The sequence below is a fragment of the Xanthobacter sp. BG11Y11_SDJG genome (genome assembly GCF_057364445.1).
The window spans coordinates 18,209-42,708 of record NZ_JBNFNU010000001.1 but is presented as its reverse complement, the minus strand read 5'-3'; the positions used below and the strand labels follow the sequence as shown (position 1 = coordinate 42,708).

Annotated in this window: 27 protein-coding genes and 2 pseudogenes; 3 read left to right on the top strand and 26 right to left on the bottom strand. The window is 63.0% G+C overall.

The genetic code is table 11. The annotated features are described in order from the left end of the window. Nucleotides 1-3: 3 nt before the first annotated feature. From trbF to AC2W7M_RS00105, 23 genes and pseudogenes are all read right to left on the bottom strand, one after another. The gene (trbF, locus tag AC2W7M_RS00215) at nucleotides 4-699 is read right to left on the bottom strand and encodes a conjugal transfer protein TrbF (RefSeq protein ID WP_183856723.1); all 696 of its coding nucleotides are present in this window, start codon (nucleotides 697-699) and stop codon (nucleotides 4-6) included. A 3-nt stretch (nucleotides 700-702) separates the two neighbouring features. Then, nucleotides 703-2,052 (bottom strand): P-type conjugative transfer protein TrbL, encoded by a 1,350-nt coding sequence (trbL, locus tag AC2W7M_RS00210; protein WP_486129313.1) that lies wholly within the window; start codon nucleotides 2,050-2,052, stop codon nucleotides 703-705. Nucleotides 2,053-2,058: 6 nt separating this feature from the next. Further along, complete coding sequence (locus AC2W7M_RS00205; RefSeq protein ID WP_183856719.1) at nucleotides 2,059-2,382, bottom strand: entry exclusion lipoprotein TrbK; 324 nt, start codon at nucleotides 2,380-2,382, stop codon at nucleotides 2,059-2,061. 10 nt (nucleotides 2,383-2,392) lie between these two features. After that, the gene (trbJ, locus tag AC2W7M_RS00200) at nucleotides 2,393-3,121 is read right to left on the bottom strand and encodes a P-type conjugative transfer protein TrbJ (protein WP_183856717.1); all 729 of its coding nucleotides are present in this window, start codon (nucleotides 3,119-3,121) and stop codon (nucleotides 2,393-2,395) included. Continuing rightward, nucleotides 3,118-5,550: a conjugal transfer protein TrbE gene (trbE, locus tag AC2W7M_RS00195; RefSeq protein ID WP_183856715.1), complete on the bottom strand. Its 2,433-nt coding sequence runs from the start codon at nucleotides 5,548-5,550 to the stop codon at nucleotides 3,118-3,120. The genes trbJ and trbE overlap by 4 nt, the downstream gene beginning before the upstream one ends. 4 nt (nucleotides 5,551-5,554) lie before the next feature. Continuing rightward, a complete protein-coding gene (locus tag AC2W7M_RS00190; RefSeq protein WP_110372410.1) occupies nucleotides 5,555-5,818 on the bottom strand; it encodes a VirB3 family type IV secretion system protein in 264 nt (87 codons plus the stop codon). Beyond that, nucleotides 5,818-6,090, bottom strand: a complete 273-nt coding sequence (locus AC2W7M_RS00185; protein ID WP_183856974.1) for a TrbC/VirB2 family type IV secretion system protein — start codon at nucleotides 6,088-6,090, stop codon at nucleotides 5,818-5,820. Before AC2W7M_RS00185 ends, AC2W7M_RS00190 begins: the two co-directional genes overlap by 1 nt. Before the next feature lie 182 nt (nucleotides 6,091-6,272). Continuing rightward, nucleotides 6,273-7,186 (bottom strand): annotated as a pseudogene (gene trbB, locus AC2W7M_RS00180) (P-type conjugative transfer ATPase TrbB). A gap of 43 nt (nucleotides 7,187-7,229) precedes the next feature. Next, the gene (locus AC2W7M_RS00175; protein WP_183856711.1) at nucleotides 7,230-7,733 is read right to left on the bottom strand and encodes an Ada family protein; all 504 of its coding nucleotides are present in this window, start codon (nucleotides 7,731-7,733) and stop codon (nucleotides 7,230-7,232) included. Then, nucleotides 7,730-9,736, bottom strand: coding sequence for a conjugal transfer protein TraG (locus tag AC2W7M_RS00170; protein WP_183856709.1), 2,007 nt, complete (start codon nucleotides 9,734-9,736; stop codon nucleotides 7,730-7,732). The genes AC2W7M_RS00175 and AC2W7M_RS00170 overlap by 4 nt, the downstream gene beginning before the upstream one ends. Before the next feature lie 515 nt (nucleotides 9,737-10,251). Further along, nucleotides 10,252-10,926 (bottom strand): hypothetical protein, encoded by a 675-nt coding sequence (locus AC2W7M_RS00165; protein WP_183856707.1) that lies wholly within the window; start codon nucleotides 10,924-10,926, stop codon nucleotides 10,252-10,254. Nucleotides 10,927-11,102: 176 nt separating this feature from the next. Then, entirely contained in the window at nucleotides 11,103-13,067 is a 1,965-nt protein-coding gene (locus tag AC2W7M_RS00160) for a relaxase/mobilization nuclease and DUF3363 domain-containing protein (RefSeq protein WP_281810200.1), read from the bottom strand. Between the two features lie 221 nt (nucleotides 13,068-13,288). Then, nucleotides 13,289-13,996: a lytic transglycosylase domain-containing protein gene (locus AC2W7M_RS00155; protein WP_210308506.1), complete on the bottom strand. Its 708-nt coding sequence runs from the start codon at nucleotides 13,994-13,996 to the stop codon at nucleotides 13,289-13,291. A 241-nt stretch (nucleotides 13,997-14,237) separates the two neighbouring features. Continuing rightward, a complete protein-coding gene (locus AC2W7M_RS00150) occupies nucleotides 14,238-14,567 on the bottom strand; it encodes a DUF736 domain-containing protein (RefSeq protein ID WP_110372405.1) in 330 nt (109 codons plus the stop codon). A gap of 33 nt (nucleotides 14,568-14,600) precedes the next feature. Next, nucleotides 14,601-15,152, bottom strand: coding sequence for a S26 family signal peptidase (locus AC2W7M_RS00145; protein ID WP_183856703.1), 552 nt, complete (start codon nucleotides 15,150-15,152; stop codon nucleotides 14,601-14,603). Further along, a complete protein-coding gene (locus tag AC2W7M_RS00140) occupies nucleotides 15,149-15,619 on the bottom strand; it encodes a DUF2840 domain-containing protein (protein WP_183856701.1) in 471 nt (156 codons plus the stop codon). The genes AC2W7M_RS00145 and AC2W7M_RS00140 overlap by 4 nt, the downstream gene beginning before the upstream one ends. Continuing rightward, nucleotides 15,616-15,891: a ribbon-helix-helix protein gene (locus AC2W7M_RS00135; protein ID WP_183856699.1), complete on the bottom strand. Its 276-nt coding sequence runs from the start codon at nucleotides 15,889-15,891 to the stop codon at nucleotides 15,616-15,618. The genes AC2W7M_RS00140 and AC2W7M_RS00135 overlap by 4 nt, the downstream gene beginning before the upstream one ends. Further along, nucleotides 15,888-16,523, bottom strand: coding sequence for a ParA family partition ATPase (gene parA, locus AC2W7M_RS00130; RefSeq protein WP_183856697.1), 636 nt, complete (start codon nucleotides 16,521-16,523; stop codon nucleotides 15,888-15,890). Before parA ends, AC2W7M_RS00135 begins: the two co-directional genes overlap by 4 nt. A 337-nt stretch (nucleotides 16,524-16,860) precedes the next feature. After that, nucleotides 16,861-17,723: pseudogene (locus AC2W7M_RS00125) on the bottom strand (replication initiator protein A). A gap of 9 nt (nucleotides 17,724-17,732) precedes the next feature. After that, the gene (locus tag AC2W7M_RS00120) at nucleotides 17,733-17,963 is read right to left on the bottom strand and encodes a helix-turn-helix transcriptional regulator (RefSeq protein WP_183856692.1); all 231 of its coding nucleotides are present in this window, start codon (nucleotides 17,961-17,963) and stop codon (nucleotides 17,733-17,735) included. Between the two features lie 115 nt (nucleotides 17,964-18,078). Continuing rightward, on the bottom strand, nucleotides 18,079-18,720 hold the full coding sequence (locus AC2W7M_RS00115; protein WP_210308505.1) for a DUF2285 domain-containing protein: 642 nt from the start codon (nucleotides 18,718-18,720) through the stop codon (nucleotides 18,079-18,081). Continuing rightward, a complete protein-coding gene (locus tag AC2W7M_RS00110) occupies nucleotides 18,641-18,856 on the bottom strand; it encodes a transcriptional regulator domain-containing protein (protein ID WP_343061149.1) in 216 nt (71 codons plus the stop codon). Before AC2W7M_RS00110 ends, AC2W7M_RS00115 begins: the two co-directional genes overlap by 80 nt. A 279-nt stretch (nucleotides 18,857-19,135) precedes the next feature. Beyond that, complete coding sequence (locus tag AC2W7M_RS00105; RefSeq protein ID WP_183856690.1) at nucleotides 19,136-20,332, bottom strand: DUF932 domain-containing protein; 1,197 nt, start codon at nucleotides 20,330-20,332, stop codon at nucleotides 19,136-19,138. A gap of 444 nt (nucleotides 20,333-20,776) precedes the next feature. Between AC2W7M_RS00105 and AC2W7M_RS00100 the strand changes: the two genes are divergently transcribed. Both AC2W7M_RS00100 and AC2W7M_RS00095 read left to right on the top strand, forming a co-directional pair. Beyond that, nucleotides 20,777-21,022: a type II toxin-antitoxin system Phd/YefM family antitoxin gene (locus AC2W7M_RS00100; protein WP_183856688.1), complete on the top strand. Its 246-nt coding sequence runs from the start codon at nucleotides 20,777-20,779 to the stop codon at nucleotides 21,020-21,022. Then, on the top strand, nucleotides 21,012-21,296 hold the full coding sequence (locus AC2W7M_RS00095) for a type II toxin-antitoxin system RelE family toxin (protein WP_183856686.1): 285 nt from the start codon (nucleotides 21,012-21,014) through the stop codon (nucleotides 21,294-21,296). The genes AC2W7M_RS00100 and AC2W7M_RS00095 overlap by 11 nt, the downstream gene beginning before the upstream one ends. Before the next feature lie 119 nt (nucleotides 21,297-21,415). On the opposite strand, the gene AC2W7M_RS00090 is transcribed toward AC2W7M_RS00095, so the two are convergent. From AC2W7M_RS00090 to AC2W7M_RS00080, 3 genes are all read right to left on the bottom strand, one after another. Next, on the bottom strand, nucleotides 21,416-21,727 hold the full coding sequence (locus AC2W7M_RS00090; protein WP_183856684.1) for a DUF736 domain-containing protein: 312 nt from the start codon (nucleotides 21,725-21,727) through the stop codon (nucleotides 21,416-21,418). 906 nt (nucleotides 21,728-22,633) lie between these two features. Further along, nucleotides 22,634-23,440 (bottom strand): sulfite exporter TauE/SafE family protein, encoded by an 807-nt coding sequence (locus AC2W7M_RS00085; protein WP_246429777.1) that lies wholly within the window; start codon nucleotides 23,438-23,440, stop codon nucleotides 22,634-22,636. Nucleotides 23,441-23,675: 235 nt separating this feature from the next. Further along, on the bottom strand, nucleotides 23,676-23,867 hold the full coding sequence (locus tag AC2W7M_RS00080) for a helix-turn-helix domain-containing protein (RefSeq protein WP_337927146.1): 192 nt from the start codon (nucleotides 23,865-23,867) through the stop codon (nucleotides 23,676-23,678). 170 nt (nucleotides 23,868-24,037) lie between these two features. On the opposite strand from AC2W7M_RS00080, the gene AC2W7M_RS00075 reads away from it, so the two are divergent. Next, on the top strand, nucleotides 24,038-24,475 hold the full coding sequence (locus tag AC2W7M_RS00075) for a PDDEXK family nuclease (RefSeq protein WP_183856679.1): 438 nt from the start codon (nucleotides 24,038-24,040) through the stop codon (nucleotides 24,473-24,475). Nucleotides 24,476-24,500: the final 25 nt, after the last annotated feature.

Genomic DNA, 24,500 nt, shown 5'->3' with positions numbered 1-24,500 from the left:
CCTTCACGACCCGCCGGCGCCGAGTTCACGGCTCCAGTTGATGCCGTTGACGAAAATGCCGAGAGGATTCTTACGCAGCCGGTCCTCGGTGCGCGGTGGTTGCATGATGATGGTGAGGATGCCGGTCCAGCGATCCGTGCCGGCAAGCTGATTGTTCTCATAGCGCCGCTCGATCCAGCGGATCTGGAAGGAGCTGTCCGATGCGCGCACGACGCTGGTGACCTCGACGGCGACCGACATTTTGCCGACCTTGCCGAACGGATCGTTGGCGCGCGCATAGTCATTCAACCCGGCGCTGCCGCGATCGGTGGTGAAGTCGTAAGCCTCGAGCCAGTTCTGCCGCACCACGATGGGATCGGTGGGCAGTGCGCGCACATTCTGTATGAACCGGGCGAGCGCGTAGGCAATCTGGGCGTCGGTCGGCCGATAAGCTTCCACGGCCGGGCCAACGGTCTTGACTTGACCGAGCTGATCGACCTCGACCACATAGGGCGTGACGGTGGAGCGGCCAGCCTGCCACAGCAGACCGCCAGCCATGCCCACGGCAAGTGTCAGGCAGCCGAAGGACATGAGCCGCCAATTGCGTGCTTGAACGCGGGCGGAGCCTAGGCGTTCATCCCACAACTGGCCGGCGGCCTGATAGGGCGTGGCGGGTTCCGACGTTTGCGAATAGCGCACGCCAGCGCGTTTGAAGCGCATTGTTCAATCCTCCTGTCGCAGGGATGGGTTGGCTCCCGAGCCGCCATGATCCCCCAAGCGAAGGGCGTGAGCCGCAGTGGTTGCTCCGTGGGAGACGCGCGAGTTGCGCGGTCCATGTCTCACGCGATTGGCCCATGCGGGAGCACCGCCGGCACCGGCGAACGACGCATCGTTCCCAGCCCCACCCATCGCTCCCATGGGCTTGCCGCCGGTAGCCGTCCAAGCGCTATGGGCGCCGGCGGAAGCACGGGCGCCGACCGTGCCCGCGACGCGTGACACGACACTGCGGCCCGCCTGCATGACGGCGCCACCACCCGCTTGCGCCACGCTGGCAAGACCAGCTCCGACCTCTCCCATGCCCGATGCACCGGACGTCGCCGCACCAAGCTCGAAGGCGGCACGCGCGCCGCCCGACATGGTGGATGCCGCCTTGACGCCGGAACCTATAGCGGCCCCGCCGAGCCGTGCCGCGCCGACAGCTCCGGCGCCTGCCGCGACCGCCATGCCGCCGGCGGCGAGCGCGGTGCCAGCGACTGCACCCGCGCCGAGCTGCGGGGCGCCGGAGACGAGACCCGTCGCGATCGACGGGCCGAAGATGCCCAGCCCAAGCATGGCGAGCGACGCCAGCATGATCGCCAGCGCGTGATCGATGGACGGCTCTGTTCCCGCCGAGGCACGAAATTCCGCGAAGAGGCCGTTGCCGATGCCAACGATAACGGCAAGGACCAGGATCTTGATCCCGGACGACACGACATTGCCGAGCACGCGTTCGGCCAGGAAAGCCGTCTTGTTCCAAAATGCGAAGGGCACCAGCACGAAGCCGGCCAACGTGGTCAGCTTGAACTCCAGCAACGTCACAAAGAGCTGCACCGCGAGCACGAAGAAGCTGACGATGACCACGAGCCAGGCGAGGAACAGGACGGCGATGGTGTCGATGTTGGAGAAGACGGAGGTGAAGCCGGACAAGTCGCCTATCTGCGCGAGGATCGGCCGGCCGGCGTCCATGCCGACAGAGGCGAGCTTACCGGGACGCAGGAAATCGTCCTGGGACAGGCCGGAGCCAGAGGCGGTCAGGCCGAGCCCGGCGAAAGATCTGAAGATGATGCCGGCCAGCGAATTGAAGTTTGTAATGATGTAGGCGAAGGCACCGACATAGAGGACCTTCTTGATGAGCTTCGCCAGAATCTCGTCATTGCCGGCTCCGAAGGCCCAGAACAGGCCGGCGAGCGTTATATCGATGGCGATGAGCGTCGCCGAAAGGTAAGTGATCTCACCGTGAAGCAGGCCAAACCCGCTGTCGATATACTGCGAGAAGGTGTCGGTGAAGCGGTCGATGACGGAGAGATCGTCCATGGACAATCACTCCGCGTCCGGCGCGATAGGGTCGGTTTTCTCCGGAGTTCCGCTCTTCTTCAGTGACGGGAATAGATCGACCGGATGTGGCGTGTACGGCGTTCTGCCTGAACCCATGAAGCGGCGCCGCTGCGCTTTGCTGGCCATGGTGCACAGCTCGTCGCCTGTCCCAACCCAGTCGTCCTTGCAAAGCTTTTGCACCTCACGGAGCCGTTGCGGATCGGCGGCGAGGCTGTCCACCGTGTCGGCCGCCCGCGCCGATTGGACGAGAAGTCCGGCGCCGGTGGCAACCGCGGCCACGACAGCGAGACGGATGATTTGTCTGAGCATGGCGGGTCCCTCAATCGCGGAACAACCGGACGGGTGCCGGCGTATAGCTGCTGCCATCACCCATGAATCGGCGGCGAACCTCACGCGCCCGCTCCTCCTCCGCGACGGCACGGGCCTGTTCCGCGGCGACGGCGCGGTCCTGAGAGAGCTTGAGCCGGGAGGCGTCGATCGCTTGCTTAGCCTGAAGGGCAAGGAGCTGGTTGGTCGCCTGCGTCGCGTCGAGATTCCCCGTTGCCGACTGGCTGCGAGTGACGAGATCGCCGAGAGTAGCCTCGTCGGAGGCGAGGTTTTCGGAGACCTGCGCCTGCATCTTCATGGCCGTTTCCAGAGCGGATCGAGACTGCTCCCAGCGCTTTCGCACATCGGCGAGGATCTGATCGCTCGATGCGGACGCCGCGTATTCCTTCGGGTAGAGCTGCTGGAATTGCCGTTCCATCGCCGATATGTCGAAGCTCAAGCCCTCGGCCTCGCTGATAAGGCGCTCCGTCTTGGCGACGGACTGTTTCAGATCGTTTAGTGCGGAGAAATCGAGGCTCGTCAGGTTCTTTGTTTGATTGAGGAGCGACTGAGCTTCGTTTTGCAGGCTCTTGATCTGGTTGTTGACCTGGTCCAGGGCTCGAACCGCCGACAGCACATTCTGGCTGTAGTTGTTCGGATCGAAAACGATCTGCGCCGCGACCGGCGGCGCGAGAGCGATGCCGAGCGCGCAGGCACCGGCAAGGCAAAGTGGTGTCCTCATGATGCGGTCTCCTGATTTTGCGGAAGCGGGAATTGGCGGATGAGGTCGGCTGCCCAATCGAGCCCGCGCACGTCGAGCCATGCTGCGGCAAAGGCATCGCGCCCATGGGACACGAGGACATCGTCCATCTGGCGATGATCCTCGGGGCGGCTGGCACCGGCGAAGGCGAACGCCACAGGTCCGAGATCGAGGTCGAACAGCCGATTGCCGAGACGGGATTGGTAGTAGTAATCCCGCTTCGGCTGAGCCCGCGTGATGATATCGATCTGGCGGCTGTTGAGGCCAAATCCTTCATAGATCGTGCGGAGCTGCGGTTCGCTCGCCTGCGGCGACGGCAGGAAGATCCGGCTCGGGCAGCTCTCGACGATGGCTGGCGCGATGGCAGAACGCTGGATGTCGGCAAGCGACTGGGTGGCGAAAACGACGGCGACGTTCTTCTTGCGCAGCACCTTCAACCATTCACGGATGCGCGCAGCGAAGATGGGATCGTCGAGAAACACCCAAGCCTCATCGAGCACGAGCAGCGTGGGCGATCCGTCGAAACGCTCATCGAGACGATGAAAAAGATAGGTGAGGACCGGCGTCACGGCGCTCGCCGTGTGCATCAGTTCCTCCATTTCGAAGCCCTGCACGTCGCCGAAGCCAAGCCGATCGGCATCGGCGTCCAGCAGCCGGCCATGTGGCCCCGACAGGGTGTAGGGTTGCAGCGCCTGGCGGAGCCGGTTCGATTGCAACAGCGTGGAAAAGCCGGTGAGCGTTCGCTCCTCACGTGGGGCGGATGCAAGGCTGGTCAGTGCCGACCAGACGGCGTCCTTCACATCGGGCACGATTTCGACGTGTTCATGCCCGAGCAAGCCGGCGATCCAATCGGCCGCCCACGAGCGGCTGTCGTCATCCTCAATGCGGGCGAGCGGCTGAAAGGCAATGGCGTCGGAGGATCCGAGATCGTAATACTCGCCGCCGAGGCCCAAGATGGTGGCGCGGGCCGAGCCACCCTTGTCGAAGATGAAGATGCGAGAGCCGGCATAGCGGCGGAATTGGAGCGCCAGCATTGCCAGCAGCACGGATTTGCCGGCACCGGTAGGGCCCACGATCAAAGTGTGGCCGACATCGTCGACATGAGTGACGAGCCGGAACGGCGTGCCGCCGGCCGTGCGGGTGACGATCAGCGGCGGAGCATCGAGATGGCCATTCTTCTCGGGGCCTGCCCAAACCGCCGAGACCGGCATCATGTGTGAGAGGTTCAGAGTCGAGATCAGCGGCTGGCGAACATTGGCGTAGGCATGTCCAGGGATCGAGGACAGCCATGCCTCCGTCGCGTTCAGCGTCTCCGGAATGGTGACGAAGCCACGCCCCTGGATGATCCGCTCGACGGCCTTCAGCTTCTCGTCAGCGAGATCCGGACTTTTGTCCATGACCGTAACGGTGGCCGTGACATAGCCATAGGCCACGGCATCTGAGCCCAGCTCCTGCAATGCTTCGTCCGCATCAGCGGATTTGTTGGCGGCGTCTGAATCGACTAGCGAAACTTCCTGCTGGAAGATCGTTTCGCGCAGCAGCGTGACGATACCCTTGCGTTTCGCGAACCATTGCCGCCGCACCTTGGTCAGCTCGCGTTCGGCTTCCGCCTTGTCGAGCGACAGGAAACGGGTCGACCAACGATAGGCGAAGCCGAGACGGTTGAGGTCGTCAAGGACGCCGGGCCAGGTCGAGGGCGGAAAGCCGCGAATGGTCAGCACGCGCATATGCTGGTCCCCCAGCATCGGCGCTAGTCCACCGGTGAAATCGCAGTCAGGCAACAGCGCGTCGAGATGGAACGGCACCTGGGGAACGGCGACAGGGTGCCGCTGCGTGGAGATGCAAGCGTGAAGGTAAGTCAGCGTTTCCTCATCGGAGAACCAGCGGATCTCCGGCATGACGCCGTCGAGCAAGGAGAGAAAGCGGTCGGTCTCGGAAATGAAGGCTGCGAGATGGTCGCGCCAATTCACGGTGCGCCGCTCGGTGCTCTCGTAGAGGAGCTGGCCGGCGCGGGCCTTGCTTTCGGACGGCGGCAGGAAGGCGAGCGTGATGTAGTAGGCGCTCTCGAAATGTGTGCCTGCTTCCTCGAACGCCGCGCGCCGCTCTTCCTCTACGAGCCACGACACCGCGTCGGGAAATTCCGAGATGGGATATCCGGCGGCGATGCGCCGTTCAGCTTCGACGAACAGCGCCCAGCCGGAGCCGAGGCGCTTCAGCGCGTTGTTGAGCCGGGCAGTGGTCGCCACCAGCTCGCTTTCCGTTGCGCTGTCGAGGTCGGGGCCACGAAACTGTGCGGTGCGTTGGAACGCACCGTCCTTGTTGAGCACGACGCCCGATGCGACGAGCCCGGCCCAAGGCAGATAATCCGCGAGGCTCGCGGGGTGCGTGCGATATTCGGCAAGGTTCATCATGAACTCACGCCTCCAGAAACGCGCGGTGCTTCAGGTGGCGGGCGAAGACCTCCATGAACTGGGGATCGGCCTTCGCCCCCCAGACGGCGAGCGCATGGCCCGCCATCCAGAGCACGATGCCGCCAATCCACAGATGCAGGCCGATGCCGATGGCGGCGGCGAGTGTCCCGTTGAGGATCGCCACCGATCGCGGGGCGCCGCCCAGCAGGACGGGCTCCGTCAGTGAGCGGTGCAGCGGCACTTCGAAGCCGTCGGCATGGACCGCCATTAGACCAGCGCTCCGCCGCCAAAGCTGAAGAAGCTGAGGAAGAAGGAACTGGCGGCGAAGGCGATGGAGAGGCCGAAGACGATCTGGACCAGCTTGCGGAAACCGCCGCCGGCATCACCGAACGCCAAGGTGAGCCCGGTCACGATGATGATGATCACGGCGATGATCTTGGCAACCGGCCCCTCGATCGATTCAAGGATGGATTGCAGGGGCGCTTCCCATGGCATGGACGAACCAGCGGCGTAAGCTGGGGAAACCAGAAAGGCGGACATCAGCAAAGCCGCCGTTCCGGAGATCCGGTTTCGAAACTTTCCTGCAACGCTCGAAAGCGGATTTGCTGAAATGGGTGTCTCCGGATTTACGGAAACGCTCGAATCCGCACTTGCGGATTTACGTTTCTGGTTTGTTCCAGCATTCAGGAAAAGCATGAATACGGACGTGATGGGCGGCATCCCTAATCTCCTGTGAAGTGCTCTATTGCGTAGGCATCGCCGTCGAGGCCCATGACGCGGATGATGTCCTCGACGCGGCGTTTGCTACCGCGCCCGGCGATGAAGACGATGATGTCCACGGCCTCCGCGATCAGCGCGCGCGGCACGGTGACGACGACTTCTTGTATGAGCTGCTCCAGCCGGGTGAGTGCTCCCCGCGCAGAGCCTGCATGCAATGTCGCGATGCCGCCGGGGTGCCCGGTTCCCCACGCCTTCAGGAGGTCCAACGCTTCAGCGCCGCGCACCTCGCCAACAACGATGCGATCCGGGCGAAGCCGCAAGGTGGAACGCACCAGATCGGCGGTGGAGACGGTATTAGCCTTTGTCCGGAGAGCCACATGATCGTCGGCTACACATTGCAGCTCGATCGTGTCTTCGAGCACCAGAACGCGATCGCCAGTGGCCGCGATCTCTTGGAGCAGGGCGTTGGCGAGGGTGGTCTTTCCCGTCGACGTTCCACCGGCAATGATGATGTTCCGTCGGTCGAGGACAGAGCTCCTCAGAAACTCTGCCTGCACCTCGGTCAAGATGCCGTTGGTGACATATCGGGCCAGCGGTATGACGCCGGCGGCGCGCTTGCGGATGGCGAAGATCGGTGCGACGGCGATGGGTGGCAGGACGCCTTCGAACCTTTCACCCGTTTCCGGCAACTCGGCGGAGAGAATCGGATGCTCGCGGTTGACCTCCAGGCCGACATGGTTCGCCACAACCTTGATGATGCGGCGGCATCCTCCGGGGAGAGGATGGCGCCCGTGGGCTCGCGGCCCGAGCCGAGCCTGTCGATCCAAAGCTTTCCGTCGGGATTGAGCATGACTTCCACGACGTCCGGATCGTCGAGCGCGGCGATGATCGCCGGCCCCATGGCACTGCGCAGCATGCGGACCTGACGATCGCTGACGATCCGGGACGGGGAGCGCGGCCTATCCATCATGTGGCGCCGCCTCGGCATCGTGGTCTTCCGATCCAGCGGACCCCTGATCCTCGTTGTCGTCGGCCTGGCCGAAGAAGCAACCTTCATCAGGGAAGATCTCTTCATGGACCTGCCGAACGAGGCTGCCGCCACGCTGCAGGTGGCGGCCGAGTTGGTCGACGAATTGGTTGAAGCGTAGGCGCCCCTGCGCGCGAGCCGCCTTCTGATGCGCCTCCGGAAGAGGAGCTGAAACCGACAACGTGTAGCGGATGAATAGCGCCAGGGTCTCGATCAGGATGGTCTGGTCGCGTTCCAGCCGGCCGAACTGGTTCGACAGTCGGTCGAGGCGTGAGGCCAGCGCCGCCTCTCGCCGGTCGGCACCATCGGGAGAAAGATAGGAAGAGAGCGCAGCCGCGACGATCGCTGATTTCGTTTCACCTTTGAGGGCTGCAAGCTGACGCAGCCGCTTGGCATGGTCGGGCTCGATGAAGATGTTGAGACGGGTTTTGCTCATAGCGCGATCCCGTCATCGGGATCGAGCGAGGCCAGACGCGCCACGCGCCGGAACTGCCGGTCCGGTTTGGGAAGCTTACCGTCGCGTGTGACGGGGTTATCTGTCTCATCGTCGAGGACGGACAGATCGTCATCGCGACCATCAGGCAGACGTATGACTTCGGCTTTGTCGAACTCCGGGACGAGCTGATGTCCGCCTTCTACGGGCACGGCGGATGCCTGTGCGCCCGTAGAAGCGAGGATAGAAGATTTCGACCGCGGAAGGCCGGTCCAATCGTCCGTTCGCGCAGCCGGCCGATCAGCATATCCATCGTCTGAGAGAACCGGTGCTGGCAGCACGCGCGAAGTGAAATTGCTGTCGGTGAAATATCGGATCTTGGTGGCCTTGGCCGGTGGATGGCCGGAGACCATGATGACTTCTTGAGTGTCGGGAAGCTGCATGACCTCGCCGGGTGTCAGGAGCGGGCGGGCCGTCTCTTGCCGAGATACCATTAGGTGCCCCAGCCAGGGTGACAGGCGATGGCCGGCATAGTTGCGCTGGGCGCGAAGTTCCGTCGCCGTGCCGAGCGCGTCCGAAATGCGCTTGGCTGTGCGTTCGTCGTTGGTCGCGAAGGCGATTCGAACGTGGCAGTTGTCGAGGATGGAATTGTTCGGGCCGTAGGCCTTTTCTATTTGATTGAGGCTCTGCGCGATGAGGAAGGAGCGCAGGCCATAGCCGGCCATGAAGGCCAAGGCGCTCTCGAAGAAGTCCAGCCGGCCGAGCGCCGGAAACTCGTCGAGCATGAGAAGCAGCTTGTGCTTGCGGGCGATGCCGTCCGAGCCGTCGAGGCTTTCTGTCAGCCGGCGGCCGATCTGGTTGAGGATCAAGCGAATGAGCGGTTTGGTGCGCGAAATGTCCGAAGGCGGCACGACCAGATAAAGCGAGACCGGATGATCGGCGGCGATCAAGTCGGCGATGCGCCAATCGCAGCGCGATGTGACGGTCGCGACCGTCGGATCGCGATAGAGGCCGAGGAACGACATGGCGGTCGAGAGCACACCGGAGCGCTCGTTCTCGCTCTTGTTCAATACCTCGCGCGCGGCGCTGGCCACGACGGGATGCGGGCCAAGCGCCCCGAGATGCGCCGTGGTCATCATGGACCACAAGGCTTTCTCGAAGGGGTGGGCCGGATCGGAGAGAAAGTTGGCCACACCGCGGAGCGTTTTGTCCTCTTCGGCGTAGAGGACATGCAAGATCGCGCCGACTAGAAGCGAATGGCTGGTCTTTTCCCAGTGATTGCGCCGCTCCAACGCGCCTTCGGGATCCACCAATATGTCCGCAATGTTCTGGACGTCGCGGACCTCATGGACGCCTCTGCGGACTTCCAAGAGAGGATTATAGGCGGCGCTCCTCGGGTCGGTCGGGTTGAACAGGAGGCAATGGGAGAACTGCGCGCGCCAGCCGGCGGTCAGCGTCCAGTTTTCCCCCTTGATGTCATGGATCACGGCAGAGTACGGCCATGACAGCAGCGTTGGCACAACGAGCCCAACGCCCTTGCCGCTTCTCGTCGGTGCAAACGCCATGATGTGTTCGGGGCCGGCATGGCGCAGATAGGTGCTGGCCATGAGCCCGAGAAAGACGCCGGCCGGCTTCGTCAGGCCCGCCGCCGCGATGTCCGTCTTATCGGCCCAGCGGGCGGAACCATAGGTGGTGACGAGCTTCGATTGCCGGGCTCGCCAGACGGAACCGATGATGGCGGACAGAGCGGCAATGACGCCGCTGCCTCCAGCGACCGTACCCCCCGTTTGGAAAATGTCCGGAGCATAAGCATCATAAACATACCACCACTCGAACAACCGCCAAGGGTAGTAAATTGGTAAGTTATCGATTAAGAACCAGGGTTCTCCAAGGCGTCGCTGGAAGCCAAGCTCAAAGGCCACCCACTGCGTGGCGGCCCAGGTGCCGGCAAGCGCGATGCCGAACACCACCAGCATCTGACCGATCAACACCTTCGTCGGTGTCATTCCCGCTCCTGCAACAGCCGCAGTTTTCGGCCGTGCGAACGACCGACAAGGCATAAGGCTTGTTGCTTGAAGGGGTTAAGTCAAAGACCATTCTTGCGCGTAACAGCGGCAACTATGATCTAAGTACGATCCGACATTACTCCTTACTATTTATTACTACTGATGGCAATTTGGTATTGCGGCAATGAGTCACGTAAAGCGCCAGAAATATCTTGGGCACCAAGACGCGTCAGAGACAAGCAGCATACAGCCGCGCAATACAGTACCTGCATTCTACTTTTAGTATACGCGGAAGGCGTCTACCCCGATAACGATTTGTGCAACGCGCCAAAATGGGTGATGCAAGCGGGTATATACTCCGCTTAGCTTAGAAGCCATGTCGACATTCCCGACTTCGCATTGGCTCATGCGATCGATCACGGTCCCGCGCTTCCGATCGATGTCATTGGCATTTTCGGTAAGAATTGAAAGCGCCAATGACGATAAAGTTGAGCTGTTCTCAATTCCCCGCTTGGTTAGGCAGCCAACGCCAGCTTTGCCCCGTCGTTCGTCATCTTGGAGCTGATGTTGAACCACGCATTTGGAGAATCGGGATCGATCTGCTGGACCTTGAAACCAAGGGTTAAGGCGGCTGCGATCAGCATTCCATTCGCGACATAACCACGCGAATGCCGCGAATCCCCGAAACGCTCAGCCTGATGTTTCAGACCATAACTAGAAGATTTGCGGTTGATCGTCTTACGTTTGCTGAATTGCGATAGAAAACGGGATGCTTGGATGAACTCATCGGCGGCGTGATCGCCCAGCATTGACGCTCGGTCTGCCATGAACTCGGCCCGGCGCTCCTCAGGGGTCTTTGAACGGCCGCGATAAACATTGTAGCCGAATTGAGTGAGGAGCGGTTCCAGCGCCATCGCACGTCGAATGCCGACCTTGGCCAAAGTGCGTGCGATCCGTCCAGGTTCGGAATCGAAACCGTGCTCTTGGAGATAGCCCAGGAAGGCTCCTTCGTTGGTGGAAACCTCGGCTGAGCCATTCGCGAGGCTCGCCCTCATGGCGGCATTGGTGTTCCACCCGAGGCCCCGAGCAAGAGCCTCGATCCTATGCGACGATTTCACCTCCGGCAGAGTTGCACGCAGCTCTGCCTTCATGTCCTCGACATCGTTTGCGGTGATTTCCAATCTCATCATCAAGTCCTCGGTTGCGGGCTCGAGCAGTTCGCCGATTACGCAGCCAGCCCAATCCGCAAGGATCGATGAGAGGTGGCATGAAGATCAATATTTAGGCCGTTTGACCCGGCGATAGGTCGAAGGTGGCAAGCCCACGTCGAAGATGGTCGTCGCGTGGCTCGGCGTCAAGGTTGACGTCAAATTCCCAGACCCTTGTGCCGCCCGAATTCCCACGAGACGCTATTGCCACGAACAACCCCAGCGACCGTCTGGCCAAGGCGCTTTTGCAGCACCGGACGCCACGGCACGAGGCTGAATCCCACGCCGTCGTCCAGCATGGCAAAGCGACCACTGGCGAGCATGACGGAGCGGCGATAGATGCCACTGACGTGTTCTCCGTCGCGCACGGCACGATGATGCAGGCCGGTTTCCTCGACGATCTTTCTGGAAGCGGTTTCGACTTCCCGATCGCGCAGCGTGGCGAGCAGATTCCGGACGAGCAACACACGCTGCCCACGCCGCTCGGCCAGGCCCTGATCGACGAGGAAGTTCTCCCGCTCGCGCATGGCCTCTCGAACGCTGGCGCCGAATCCGGTCTGCGCGAGTGCGGAGGTGTCGCCAAAGCGCTGCCGATCGAGCCAAGTCGCACCAATCGCGCGCGTCTGTCGATCAAGCGGCAGATGTGATCGAAGCTCGACATCGACACCACCAAGGCCGCGGGCATCATGAGCTTTACCGCGCTCGGCGAGGTCGGCCGGCACGCGCCAGACGCCGTCTTCCGTACGGTCGACGATCCCGACCCGGCGAAGGGCTTCGAGTCGACGGACGTGTGCGGCGACGAAGCTCTCCGGATCGTATCCTGGCTTGGCTTCGGCGCGCTCCACCGCAAGATGGTGTTCGGCGCGGTAGACGCCGTCAACAGCGAGGCTGGCGATGGTCCTATCCGCCCCGCGTTCCACTACCGCGCGCGTCTCGACGATACCGCCGATCGGAAGGGCTTCGAGATCGGCGCTCACCGAAAGCGGAACATAGTGTGCCCGGCCATCGATCCCGTCGACAACGAGATAGGCTCGATCATAGAGTTCGTCAGCCAGTCCCTTGTCGACGATGCGACCGATGACGGGCGTTTGTGATGACATCGCGTCAAGCACGACCAGCTCACGCTTCTCGCCGGACATGACGCGCTGCATGGTACGGATGATGTCGCCGCGCTCGCCCATGCCACGCAACGCGGTTTCGGCGTCGTCGTGCAGCGCCCAGATGCAACCGCCAGTGCGGTCGGCAAGGCCCATCTCGACGAGCCGCTGGAGCCGACCGATCATCACCGTGCGTCGGAAGCGAGCGTGGGCGTCGGCGGGTTCGCTAAGCAGGTCGATGACACCCGCCTCCGCCTCATGCTGGATCATTCGGTCGATGGCGGTCCAGCGCTCCTGCTCGACCTCGCGCAACATGGAGTTGTGGATTTCCATCTCAGTGCGGGGACCGAGCCATTCGGTTGCCAGTTCGCGGGCACGGTTGCGCATGCCGTCGGCGATGTAATCGCGGGCGATGACCAGATCCGATCCGTCGTCCTGGCGACCGCGCAGCACGATATGAGTGTGAGGATTGTCGGTGTTCCAGTGATCGACCGCCACCCAATCGAGCTTGGTTCCTAGATCGGCTTCCATGCGGCCCATGAGATCGCGAGTGAAGGCTTTCAGATCGCCAAGATCGGCCGCATCTTCCGGCGAGACAATGAAACGGAACTGATGTCGGTCCTCGCGGCCGCACTGTTCGAAAGCGGTGGTATCGGCCTTGTCCGTGCCGGGTCCATAGGCGTGGGCCTTGCTGCCATCCTTGGTCACGCCGTCGCGCTCGATATAGCGCAGATGGGTGATGGTCGAGCGCGTACCGGCCTTCTCCAACTTGACCAAGCGGGTCTTGATGACCACGCGGCGAGAACTGCCGCGCAGGGTCTGACCAGCGAACTTCGCGGCGACGTGGCCGCGGCCGAGACGGGCGCCGGAACGCACCCGCCCGGAACTGAACGACCGGCCGCTTGTCGAACCGGAATGGGAAACGGCCTTAAGAACGCGTGCGGTGAACTTAGGCGTCCTTGCTCGACCACGCGATTTTGGTGGCGAGGCCCTTGGCCGGAAGCGGTTGTCGTCACGATCTGGCATGACGGCGATCCTGCCAATCCTGTACAAGCCCATGCGATGAAGCACGCGAAAGCTCACGCATAAACAATGGCTTGATGATTCTATAGGCACGCGGGCTCATCCGCCGCGTGCCGCCCCAACCGACGTGCAGACAAGAACTTCGGGACAGGCGCGTGCCGTCCCCTTTTATCTTGCCCTGCGCCTTCAGCGCTCCGAATCCGTGCTTCATCGTGGCTATGGGATCACTTCTGCTGCACGTCGGAGCTGTCGCTGTCGTTTGGTTCGACGTATTCGACGCGTGGCTTGACGGTCACAAAGAGCGCGCCAGCAGATGGTCGAGAGGGGAGTGCACCGACGGTAGATTTCTTGCGCGCGTCGACCGCGAACAGTGGTGCTTCCGGACCGCGGTTTGTGTGCGTCTCCGAACCCGCGAAGAGGCTCGGAGTCGGGCTGCCGATGATCGATGCGAGCTTGTCGAGATAAGCACGCGTCTCATCAGGAAGCGGCACACCGAGGAGTTTGTGTTCCTCATAGCGCGCTGGCCCCGCATTGTAAGCGGCGAGGAATCCCGGCGCCCCGTAGCGATCGTACATCTCGCGCAGATAGGCAGCACCAGCGGTGATATTGTCATACGGATCGAAGGGATCGTCGCCGAGCCCGTATCGGCTGCGCATCGCCTCCCAGGTGGCGGGCATGATCTGCATCAGGCCGATCGCACCTTTCGCTGACACCACGCGGGTTTCGCCGTCACTTTCGACACCCATGACGGAGCGTATCCACTGCTCCGGAATGTCGAAACGTTGTGCCACTTCGGCGATCTGTGCAGCCCACGGATCGGCCGATAGTTGATGGTTCGTGGGCGCTTTCCCAGGCGGCGGTGAGGACGCAGGTTCCGCTCGGGCCACGGCGCCGGAAATCATCATCAGCGTACAGGTGATGATCGCTTGCATGACGCGCCGTAGAGGCGAGCGCGACGACGTTTTGCACCATGCTCCTTGTCCGAGCGCCGACAGCCTGCCACCGTCCTCGCTCCGGTCAAGGGCGAGGCGTTGCCGGCCGCAAAGCGACCGCCCCTGACCTTCACTGCGCGCGGTGGCTGTCTGGCCAGCGATCGGGTCGGAGGGATGATCCCGTTTCCCATCGATCAGAGGGATAAGGGTCAATCCCAGTTCGCGCGACCCACACATGACATCAGGTCCGCTCATCACGCTTCGATGGGCGTGTCCAGAGCAGGTTCCAAGTCGCGTTGTCGATTTCCGACTGGAACAGGTGAGCGCGGAGCGGCTGGGTGAAGGACGGATCGTCTATGGCGAGCGACAGGTAGTCTCCGGCTCTCTCGCCGGTGCGCTTCCAACCAGCACCGGTTTCGATATCGTCGGTGGTGAAGATGCGATAGTGCGGCGCATTTTCGGCGTCCGCATTTTCAGCCGACCTGATGACCAGCTCGGCGTCGAGCGTCAGCGTCCGGATACGGCCGGTGAAGCCGTCCTTCGTCTTCTTGAAAGTCCCGATCTGCGGCATGGCACACTCCTTCTGGGGTCGGACACGAGCCGCCTATGGCTCGTCGGGAACCGGCTCTGAAGCCGGATCAATGTCGCCGTCGTTGGTCCAGATCGGAACCGCGCGACCGACGATGGAAGAGAGGGGAAGCGGGCCAAAATACCGACTGTCGAATGAGTCCGGCGCATCCCAGTTCATGAGGAAAGCGGCGTCGCTCGGGACGACGCGGCAGCCCTGCCAGACAGGCAGTGGTCGGCCACGACTGTCACGCTCACGAGCCGCCCCGTAGCGCCAGCCGTAAGCGATAATGTCGAAGCCCTCACGGCAGACGGTTTGGCCTGCGAGCGCGAGCACGCGCTTCAAGAGCGGCACGCCGCGCGGAAGATAGCCGCGGGCATCGAGGAAACCGGCGAGCGGTTCCGGCGGCATGACAATGGCAAGGTCCGTGACCGCGATCCGGTCTGCCGGCTCGACGCGATAGAGGCCGACCGGCACACTTGCCGACGCATTCCAGATGAAGCGCGGCGCGTGCCCCGACCAGACGGGTGCTGCGATCAGCAGCACACCGCTGGCTGTCATCATCAAGAAGAGGCCACGTGCCGTCATGACAGCAGCTCCCGGCGACGGAGCCAGGCGTCATGCTGTTCTTGCGAATAGGTGCGTGGTGTCTCATGCACCCAGAGCCTGTTGTGGACCTGCTGCCAATATTCCGGCGCGGCGTCAGAGGGAGCCACGCCGAGGGCTTCGACGGTGTCGACCGCCTTCAAGGCGCGCTCGACCTGACCCCATCCGGCGACGAAGAGCAGTATTTTCGCGCCGGGACGCACATAAGGCCACATGCAGCACGTTTCACCCGGCGCAACCGCGCGCATGATGGCGAGATGGGAGAGGGTCGTGCCATAAGCGTTCGCCTCCCAGCGCAATAGCGCGAATGTGCTGCCCGGAGTGAACATCGCGAGGCGTCTGCGACGATCGATCTGACGCTCGCACACCGGCTTGCCGAAGCGCAGCCGGACATTGATGCGGTCGCGCTCAAAGACGGCCAGGACGCAAGTGTAGCGGCGCGTGGTCATGCGTCTGCTCCGCCCTCAGGAAAGCGCGTCTCGAGCAGCGCGCGGATCATCTCGGCGACCGTGACGCCTTGCCTGAAGGCGGCGACCTTGACGCGGCCGCGCAGTTCCGGCGTCACGTCGATGGTAAGGCGCGCGGTGTAGATCTCGGCCTTCGCTGCCGAAGTCGGCGGTGTTGCCTGAACGGCCACCTCGACGCCGTTGCCCTGCTGCACCCAGGCATCGACTGTGGGTGCGGCGGGTTTCGCGCCGAAGGTGACGCGCTTGCCGCTCATGAGCTGCCTCCCATGATCTCGGCAGCGAGTGCGGTGATCTCCTGTGCGGCCGCGCCGCCGGGCTCCAGCTCGCTGGCCAGACGGCCAGTGGCGACGCTCTCGGCGAAGACGACGCGCTGGCCAATGTCGGCGGTGAGCGCGGGCAAGCCCTCCGGCAACGCGGCGCGCACGTCGCGGCCGATGATGGTGCCGACGATGCGGCGGTTGACGACGAAGGCGGCGCGGAGCTGCGGCTTGAACAGCCGCGCCTCGCCGATGAGCGCTACGATCTCGGCACTCGCCCAGACGTCATAGGGCGACGGCTGGACCGGGATCAGCACCAGGTCGGCGGCGAGGATCGAGGAACGCGCCAGCGCGGTTACGCGTGGCGGGCCGTCGATGACAACGTGATCAGCGCCGCGGGCGATGTCAGGAACTTCCGCATGCAGCGTCTCGCGGGGGAGCCCGAGAACGCCGAACAGGCGCGGCAGGCCGCTTTCCGCGCGCCGCTGCGACCAGTCAAGCGCCGAGCCTTGCGGATCGGCGTCGACGACGGCGACACGCGCGCCAGCGGCCGCCAGCTCACCGGCGAGATGGGTGGCGAGCGTCGTCTTGCCGACGCCGCCCTTCTGGTTGAGGAGCGCCACGATCATGACGCGCCCTCCAGGCTGGCACGGTCGTCATGTCCGGGTATCGGTCGCCCTTGGGGGCATGCTGGCGCGATAGGCAGCGCGACGATCGTATGGGATTGTTCATAAGCGTACTTATTCGTATAACTTAAGACATAATCGTCTTTTCTCAGTTTATATTGGTCATAGTTATCAACAATGTCGCCAGATAAATAAAGAGAGTTAGATTCCATATTAGAGAAGTTAGGGGATAATTTTTGCAAAGCGCCGCAATTGCTTAACGCGCATTCGCGCCTTTGATAGCACGATAGCCGTGCCCCCGATAGCACGAGTCCGAATGCCTTCGATAGCACGAGACTATTCACAGCCTTTCCACAGCCTCCCTTGAACGAGCGGACAGAAGCGGTGTGGCCGGCGCGAAGACGAGCAGTTCGCGGCCGTTGTCGAGCCGGTCGATGCGCAACCGATAGCCAGGCAAGGGCTGGCGGCGCACGATGTCGCGCAAATCGCAGGCGAAGTTCGAGAAGCGCGAGAGGCTGCCCGACTTGGCATGGAGATGATGAAAATCGAAGCTCCAGCCGCCGGGCTGGCGGCCGCCATGCTTGCGCACCAGCCGGTACAGCCAGCGTTCGATGCCACCGAACAGATCGAAATAGTTGCGGTCGATCGTCAGGACCAGGGCGTTGTTGAGAACGCCTTCGTAGAACCAGTCCGGCACGATCAGCTCGATGCCGAGCGGTCGGCCTTTGGCGTCGAGCCTTTCCTTCCATTCGTTGATCCAGGAAAAGCGATGCCGGCGCTCTCGGAGGGCTGGCGGATCGACGTGGCGACGGTGGTGGCTTGCAGGCGGTCGAGCGCGGCCTTGAGGCGCTGATAGTCGCGGACGGAGGTGCCGCGGCCGATAAAGGTCAGGATTTCATAGGGTGTCGTCGCCATCAGCCGCGAGGTGCGCAGGCCGAGGTCACGAGCGTCGACGATCTGCGAAGCGGCCCAGATCAGGATGTCGGCGTCCCATATGGTGGCCAGGCCGAATTCGGCCGGGGCCTCGACATGGATGCGGACGTCGCCGGCCTCGAATTTAATCGGCTGGACGCGCTTCGACTTGGCGAGGGAGAAGAAGGGATAGGCCATGAGATCCTGCGAGTCGCGGGTCGCCATGTCGCCGGGGCGCGATCGGAACAGTTCGAGCTGGTCGCGCTCGGATATGTGTCTGCGCGCCGCCATGCGTTGCCGTCAGCGGGCTTGGGCGTAGCGGGGATCTGAGGTGGTGTTGCAAGCGCGCGCCTCGATCCAGGTTTCGAGGTCGTCGATCGCGTAGACGACGCGGGAGCCGAGCTTGCGGAACTTTGGTCCGCCGCCAATGACGCGCTTCTTGTTCAGCGTGTGCGGCGAGAGCTTGAGATAGGCGGCCGCTTCCTCATTGGTGAGGTAGCGGCTGGCCGGTTTGGATTCGGGACGATCCATGAAGCTGCCTCCGTCTCAGGCTGGCCGAGCGAAGCCCGGTCCAGCGGTTGGGAGGCAGCTTGGGGAAAGCCTGTCCTGCTGCGTATGGAGAATCCTGGCCGGTCGGCTTTCTCCCTCACGGGGCGGCGGCGGGCATGGGATACTCGCCGGCCCGACGCGCGGTCGCGCCCCACAGGAAACGGCGATAGCCGCCGTTCATGAGGGCGCGGCCACGGTGGACGAGATAGCGGACCCTGGCGCGCAGCTCGCTGTCACCATGCCATTTCTCCTCTACGAGGCGTGCGCCGAAGATCGCGATGGCGATCTCGCGCTCGCTGGCTCCGGCGAGATGACCGTCGAGGGCCTGCAAGGACTGCATGGTGATGATCGGCTCGGGCGAGCCGCGCCGGCCGGCAAGTCCGGCTGGGCGAGTGGCGATCACGGCCAGCAGTTCCTTGGCCTCGCGCAAGCGGGCATCGGCCCGGTCGTCCGGTGCGATCGCGAAGGTGAAGGGCATGGTGGCGTCAAGCGCGCCAGCGATATGGATATGCCAGGAGCGGCCGCGCCGGGTGAGCTTCAGCGCGAGGCGGCCGCCGTCATGGCCGATCGCCTTGCGGCCGGGAAAGGTCCAGAGGTCGAAGACCGGCGTACCAGCCTCCGGGTCTTCGTCCGGCACGATCGGCAGGGCGATGTCTGGATCAGGCCGCCAGAACGGCAGCGCGTCGCGCGCGTCGTGTTTGGGGTTCTCGAAGAAATCGTAACCCCCAATTCTGCGCATATGCGCTCAATGATGGACGCCGCTTCGTGCCAAAGCGGCGCCAGTCATTCCGATAGCCGGGATTGCGCCGCAGGTGCTCCCAGGCGACGGCCGGACGGTCGAGAAAGAGGATGTAGAGATAGGCGGCGTTGGCCATCCAGTCTTGCGTGTGGGGCATGTTTTCTCCATGTGTTTCGGAAAGCTTCTATTTTCAAGAGCACGCACCGTGTCCCCCAAAATGAGGCGGCTAAAGTTAAGGTGTCGTGCATCGTCGGGAGAGGGCGATTGCAGGCGGTATTTGTTCGGATAGTTGAGGCCGTACCAGCTATGACTTTGCGAGCCGGGCGGAGCCCGGCGAGCCGCGGCCGCGCCGCCGACCCGGATTTACGGATCGGCGGAAAATTTCCGGATATAGAAGGCCGCGCGGCATCTGCGGCTATGCGGCCTTCTCCAGCAGGGTCTTTGCTTTCGCTTCCAGTTCTAGCCGGCTATCCTGATGCGCCTTGGCGCGGGCGTGCGCCGTCATGCCCTGCACGAAATCGAAGATGCTTTCTGGCGGGCGGCCTTCCTCCTGCAAGACCGTCTCGATGATCTTGCCGGTCTCGGCCTTGCTGAAGCCGCGCTTGCGCATGAAGCTCTCGCGCTCCTCGTCGGTGCGGGCGACGATCTTTTCCCGGGCCGCCTTGATCCCGGCGATGAATGGCGCGGGCGAGGAATTGGCAAAGCTCGTCAGCGCGGGCGCCGCCTCATGGGCGAAGCGCTGGGCCGCGAACTTGCTGTGCCGGATGCTGATCTCCTCGAAACCTTCCACGCCCCAAAGGTTGCGGTTCATGCACACAGCGCGGAGATAGAAGCTCGCAATGCCGAGGGTCTTCGATCCGACTTCGCTGTTCCAGCAGTAGAAGCCCCGGAAATACAAATCCGGCTCGCCGTTCGGCAGGCGCCCTGCCTCGATGGGGTGGGTGTCGTCCACGAGGAACAGGAACACGTCGCGGTCGCTGGCATAGAGGGTGGTCGTATCCTTCGTGATGTCCACGAAGGGATTGTGCGTCATGGTCGCCCAGTCCAGCACGCCGGGCACCTTCCACATGGTGTCGCCAGTGCCGTTGCCGGCGATCTTCATGACGGCGGCGACAAGCTCGTGATCCCAGATGCGGCCATAGTCGGGGCCGGTCACGGCGCGAAGCTCAATGCGGCCGTCATCCGCCTCAAGCGTCTTCACAAGCTCGGCGCGGTGCGACAGCAAGCCGTGCTGCAGGTTGATGCCGGCGAGCGGCGCGGGAAGCTGGCGCATATAGGTGGCGGGCGCGCCGACAAGGCTGCACAACTGCCCGAAGCTCCAATGCGTCGGGGCGATGGGCGCATCCTGTCCGGGAACGATCAGCGAAAGCCGCTCCGCATCCTCCCGGCTTGCCTCCACGCGTACGGCGCGGCTCTCCACGGTGCGGGCCTTGGCGCGATCCGCGCGGGCCTTCACGGCATCGTAAAGCTCGGTGAGCGACAGGAAGCGTTCGTCGTCGGGGCGCGAGAACCACTCCGACGACACGCGGCCGATCCGCTCGCCACGTGAGATGTCCACGCGGAAGCCGCTTTCAACAGTCTGGCCATTCTGGCTGGTGCCGATGATGTTCATGGTCGTTGCTCCTTTTCCCGTAGATGCCGAAGGCATGTCCCCCGACATGCCTTCCGGGGGCGCGAGAGCGCGCGGGAATGGAGGGGGCACATGCCGGCGCGCGGAGCCGGACTGCCAGGCCGAGCGAGGTGGGTCCGATGATGGGAAGGATGACCGTCATGACCACCTTGCGAGGCGGCGGCCCTGCTCCGCAACAGGCGGCATTTGCGGGGAGCAAGGGGAAAGTCCCCCTTGGCTCCCCCGAGGATCGGCAAGGCTCCGGCCGCGGCCGATCGGGACAAAGGGAGCGCAGCTCGCCATACTCGATTCTGGCTGTGGGAACCTTCGTCAGCCCCGGCCGATGGTCGTCCGCCTCTCGCAATCGTTGCGGAGATGGGCTATATAGATCGAAATTCAATATCGAAATCTGACCTGATTTTGATGCCGTTATTCGAGGACGAGGCCATGCAGCGCGTGGAAGCCGAAATTGCCGTCAGCGTTTCCGACCTGAAGAAGAACCCGACTGCCATCGTCGACGGCGCGCGGGGCAGCGCGGTCGCGATCCTCAACCACAACCGGGTCATGGCCTATATGGTGCCGGCCGATACCTATGAGGCGATGATGGACGCGCTCGACGATCAGGTGCTCGTCGAGATCGCCAAGGCGCGCGCGAACGAGAAGGGCGTGCCGGTCAGCCTCGATGACCTATAGGCTGGAATTCCTGCCCTCCGCGCGCAAGGAATGGGACAAGCTCGGCGCGACGCTGCGCGAGCAGTTCAAGAAGAAGCTGGCGGAGCGCGTGAGCCAACCGCATGTGCAGGCCGACGCGCTGCGCGGCATGCCGGATCATTACAAGATCAAGCTGCGCTCGGCCGGTTATCGGTTGGTCTATCGCGTCGAGGATGAAAGGGTCATGGTCGTCGTCGTCGCCGTGGGGAAGCGCGAGCGTTCTGAGGTGTATGAGGCGGCGAAGAAGCGCCGTTAGGACGCTTTACAGCCGATCAGGGCAAAGGGAGCACGGCTCGCCGTATCTCCTTCGGGCGGCGGCGGACATGAACACGGCGAAGCCCCGCTTTCGCGGGGCTCCCCCTGTGGCGGCCGGTGTCACTCGGCGGCGCGGCGGGACCAGATAAGTGCGAACTCACCCTCAGTCTCCGTCTCGACCAGGCTCGCATAGATCGGAGCCGGGAATGACGGATCGTCCAGCTTGACGGAGTGGTAGTCGCGGCCCTCGCGCGAGGTCTTCTTCCACGCCGCTCCGAACTCGGTGGCACCGGAGAAGATGCGGAAGTCCGGCCCCTTCTCGTTGTCGCCTTCGGCGGGGACGAATTCGACCGCCTTGACGTTGAGGCTCAGGGTCTTGACCGCGCCCTTGAAGCCCTTGGCGGTGGCGGTGAAAGTGCCGATGGTGGCCATTGCGGTGGTTCCTTCTGCTGACCGGGCCGCGCCCATCGCGGCCTCGATGGGGGTCGGCAGACCGGGGACGATCGGCCCGCAACATCCGGCGAGGACTTTTTCGCTTCGCGGTGCAAAGCCGGCCCTGGCCGGCGGCGGGAAAAGCCGCAGGCGGCGTGTTGCGGGTTCAAGATCGAGGTGACGCCCGCGTCGCCGGTCTTCGGTCAGACCTCTGCCTATCGAGGACGAGATGGACGTGGTTTGAGACAGGCGGACAGGAGGAACAGCCCGATAGCTGCAATCGGAACGACGCTTTCACTGCCACCGCCAAGGGCTTCTCTGAGAGGGCCGGACAGGCCCTCAGCCTCACCGGCGGGGGGAAGTGATCGGTTCTCCCTGACGATCGGCCGGCGACAATGAGAGGGGGCCGAACCCTCTCCGCGCCCTGCCTGCCACCGAGTTCGGAGCGGCGTGCAAGAAACGACATTGCTCCTGCGTGGGGCCGTGGCTGCCCCGCCTCCTCAAGCACAGGGACGATGCGGGCTTTCCCGATCCGTTCGATGCAATGCGGGCATGATCGAGACCGGCATCGGGAGGCAGGATCGTCCTCATCCCGTCCCGCCGCGCCGCCGAGTGACGCCGGCCGCCACAGGGAAACCCTGCGAAAGCGGAGGGCTTTATCGTGGGAATGCCCGCCGCCGTTGTCCCGCGCGTCAGATGGGATAATCGGACCACCTCGTCGAACTCCATCATGGAGCGCGGTTGCTGCGACTCCGAATAGAGGCATGATGCGGACTGACCGGCAGAGTGATCGTGACCCGTATGGGCCGAAACCGCTATGGCGGGTTCGGCCGTAGGCGGCATGCGGCCGGAGATAGAGTACGATCGCGCACAGCGCGTCTGCCCCAAGGGCACACCCGAAAGCCCCTAGAATACCAGTTTGATTCCGGAAACCAGCAAGAGCAACGCAAGGATTCCACGCAGCCAGCGGTCCGAGAGATATCGACTTCCGACGAAAGCTCCTATCGACCCACCTGCGGCGACAGCAACAAGCCACAACGGCAAGGAAGTAGGAACCTGATCCCAATAGAAATAGGCACCCAATAAGGCTGCGGCCGAGTTCATGAGATTGTAGACAGCCGTGGTCGCTGCGGTTTGATGTGCTGTTCCCCAGTTCATGGCGAGGATCGCTGGTGCGAGGAACACGCCGCCTCCGGTTCCCGTAGTTCCGGAGACGAAGCCAATGACCGCGCCGGTCGATAGCGCACCCCAGAACGGTGGCGCTGACGGTGAGGCTGCCCTTGTCCCGCCCTTCCTGATAGCAGATCGCGCCATCTGGAGCGACGACAGTATGAGGATTATCCCCACAACCGGATAATAGACCCCTTCGGGCAGATGGATGGCACCGCCAAGCAGAGAGAAGGGAAAACCGAGTACGGCAAAAGGATAGACGTTCCGCCAAGACAACCGCCGCGCCCGGATGAAATAGAAGGTGCCTATTGCTGCGACGAGGAGGTTTAGGGCAAGTGCTGTCGTTTTCATGACCAGTGGCGAAAAGCCGGCCAACGCCATCGCCGCGATGTAACCCGATGCTCCGGCCTGGCCTACCGCCGCATAGATCAGGGCGATAACGAGGAACGCCATCCCCAACCAGATTGCTTCATTCTCCAATGTTGGCAACGCCCCGTCTTCACATTCCTGCTTGGTTATGCCCGCAATAGCCAGTTCAACCAAGCGAAGGTTCGGGCCAGGTGCCTCTCTTCATTGACTGATTTGAACAAGGCGGTCGTGCCTTGATGTCCGAGGTCCGATTATAGAAGGGATTGTTACCGGAGGCGAAAACCCGGAAGGGGCTTCGGGAGCCACCGCAGGAGGCGTAGAGCCCGACCCGAAGGGCGATGCCTAGCATCTCAAAATATAGGGGGTGAGAATTTGTCAGCGTTGGGATAATTGCACTGATGTTCGATCATCACGTCTTTCGCTTCGCTTTACGCTTCGTCGCAATTGCAGATACCTCGCGGATGACGTCATGGGGATCGAAGCCGATCGTTTCGGCCAACTCAAGGAACTCGACGACATCGATGCGACGGCCGCCGGATTCGATGGCGGCAACGACGGACTGGTATCGGCCGAGCGCTTCGGCCAGATCGGACTGGCTCATGCCGGCCTCCCGGCGCTTGTCGACGATGAGCTGAACCAGACGCATATGCCTTGGCGAGCGAAGCGTTTTTTGCATATGCCCTGCCGGTCATTGACGAAACCGGCAGATCAATTAAACCGAAATACAGATAACCAGAAAATCTGGTTAGCCTTGGCACGACGGATTCCGGCATGGATTCTCGATTGTTGGCGGACCGACATCCAGCGCTAGGTCAGCTTTATCGCGTCTGGCTTGCGCGCGGTGAAGGCGCAGCCATGCCGCTGGCTGGAAATATCACCGAGCGTCTGGCCGATCTGGATGATGTGATCGTCGTGATCCGGCGCCCGTCCGAATCGGATGAGCCGCTGAGGATCGAGCGCAGCGGCAAGGATGTCGACCGGCTCTATGGAGTTGCTTTGGCCGGCGAGCCGGTCGGCCGGCTCACGCCGTCGAGCGCGGATGCGGACAATGAGGCGGCCATCGTTCTCGCATCCGGGCGCACGCTGATGATGGAAGACCAGGCGCAGCTTCCGGGTGGGTCTGCCCGCATCGTCCGGCTCTATTTGCCGTTTGCCGACGAGGCCGGCGCTGTGGCGGGCGTTGTGGTCGGCATCGTCAAGGCCGCCTGAAATCCGCAAAAGCGGATTTCAGGAA

Bases quoted from the DNA above. Each gene is read 5' to 3' on its own strand.
- trbF (WP_183856723.1), bottom strand. From the start codon at position 699: ATGCGCTTCAAACGCGCTGGCGTGCGCTATTCGCAAACGTCGGAACCC.
- trbL (WP_486129313.1), bottom strand. From the start codon at position 2,052: ATGGACGATCTCTCCGTCATCGACCGCTTCACCGACACCTTCTCGCAG.
- AC2W7M_RS00205 (WP_183856719.1), bottom strand. From the start codon at position 2,382: ATGCTCAGACAAATCATCCGTCTCGCTGTCGTGGCCGCGGTTGCCACC.
- trbJ (WP_183856717.1), bottom strand. From the start codon at position 3,121: ATGAGGACACCACTTTGCCTTGCCGGTGCCTGCGCGCTCGGCATCGCT.
- trbE (WP_183856715.1), bottom strand. From the start codon at position 5,550: ATGATGAACCTTGCCGAATATCGCACGCACCCCGCGAGCCTCGCGGAT.
- AC2W7M_RS00190 (WP_110372410.1), bottom strand. From the start codon at position 5,818: ATGGCGGTCCATGCCGACGGCTTCGAAGTGCCGCTGCACCGCTCACTG.
- AC2W7M_RS00185 (WP_183856974.1), bottom strand. From the start codon at position 6,090: ATGTCCGCCTTTCTGGTTTCCCCAGCTTACGCCGCTGGTTCGTCCATG.
- AC2W7M_RS00175 (WP_183856711.1), bottom strand. From the start codon at position 7,733: ATGAGCAAAACCCGTCTCAACATCTTCATCGAGCCCGACCATGCCAAG.
- AC2W7M_RS00170 (WP_183856709.1), bottom strand. From the start codon at position 9,736: ATGACACCGACGAAGGTGTTGATCGGTCAGATGCTGGTGGTGTTCGGC.
- AC2W7M_RS00165 (WP_183856707.1), bottom strand. From the start codon at position 10,926: ATGATGAGATTGGAAATCACCGCAAACGATGTCGAGGACATGAAGGCA.
- AC2W7M_RS00160 (WP_281810200.1), bottom strand. From the start codon at position 13,067: ATGCCAGATCGTGACGACAACCGCTTCCGGCCAAGGGCCTCGCCACCA.
- AC2W7M_RS00155 (WP_210308506.1), bottom strand. From the start codon at position 13,996: ATGCAAGCGATCATCACCTGTACGCTGATGATGATTTCCGGCGCCGTG.
- AC2W7M_RS00150 (WP_110372405.1), bottom strand. From the start codon at position 14,567: ATGCCGCAGATCGGGACTTTCAAGAAGACGAAGGACGGCTTCACCGGC.
- AC2W7M_RS00145 (WP_183856703.1), bottom strand. From the start codon at position 15,152: ATGACGGCACGTGGCCTCTTCTTGATGATGACAGCCAGCGGTGTGCTG.
- AC2W7M_RS00140 (WP_183856701.1), bottom strand. From the start codon at position 15,619: ATGACCACGCGCCGCTACACTTGCGTCCTGGCCGTCTTTGAGCGCGAC.
- AC2W7M_RS00135 (WP_183856699.1), bottom strand. From the start codon at position 15,891: ATGAGCGGCAAGCGCGTCACCTTCGGCGCGAAACCCGCCGCACCCACA.
- parA (WP_183856697.1), bottom strand. From the start codon at position 16,523: ATGATCGTGGCGCTCCTCAACCAGAAGGGCGGCGTCGGCAAGACGACG.
- AC2W7M_RS00120 (WP_183856692.1), bottom strand. From the start codon at position 17,963: ATGGATCGTCCCGAATCCAAACCGGCCAGCCGCTACCTCACCAATGAG.
- AC2W7M_RS00115 (WP_210308505.1), bottom strand. From the start codon at position 18,720: ATGCGCAGAATTGGGGGTTACGATTTCTTCGAGAACCCCAAACACGAC.
- AC2W7M_RS00110 (WP_343061149.1), bottom strand. From the start codon at position 18,856: ATGGCCAACGCCGCCTATCTCTACATCCTCTTTCTCGACCGTCCGGCC.
- AC2W7M_RS00105 (WP_183856690.1), bottom strand. From the start codon at position 20,332: ATGAACATCATCGGCACCAGCCAGAATGGCCAGACTGTTGAAAGCGGC.
- AC2W7M_RS00100 (WP_183856688.1), top strand. From the start codon at position 20,777: ATGCAGCGCGTGGAAGCCGAAATTGCCGTCAGCGTTTCCGACCTGAAG.
- AC2W7M_RS00095 (WP_183856686.1), top strand. From the start codon at position 21,012: ATGACCTATAGGCTGGAATTCCTGCCCTCCGCGCGCAAGGAATGGGAC.
- AC2W7M_RS00090 (WP_183856684.1), bottom strand. From the start codon at position 21,727: ATGGCCACCATCGGCACTTTCACCGCCACCGCCAAGGGCTTCAAGGGC.
- AC2W7M_RS00080 (WP_337927146.1), bottom strand. From the start codon at position 23,867: ATGAGCCAGTCCGATCTGGCCGAAGCGCTCGGCCGATACCAGTCCGTC.
- AC2W7M_RS00075 (WP_183856679.1), top strand. From the start codon at position 24,038: ATGGATTCTCGATTGTTGGCGGACCGACATCCAGCGCTAGGTCAGCTT.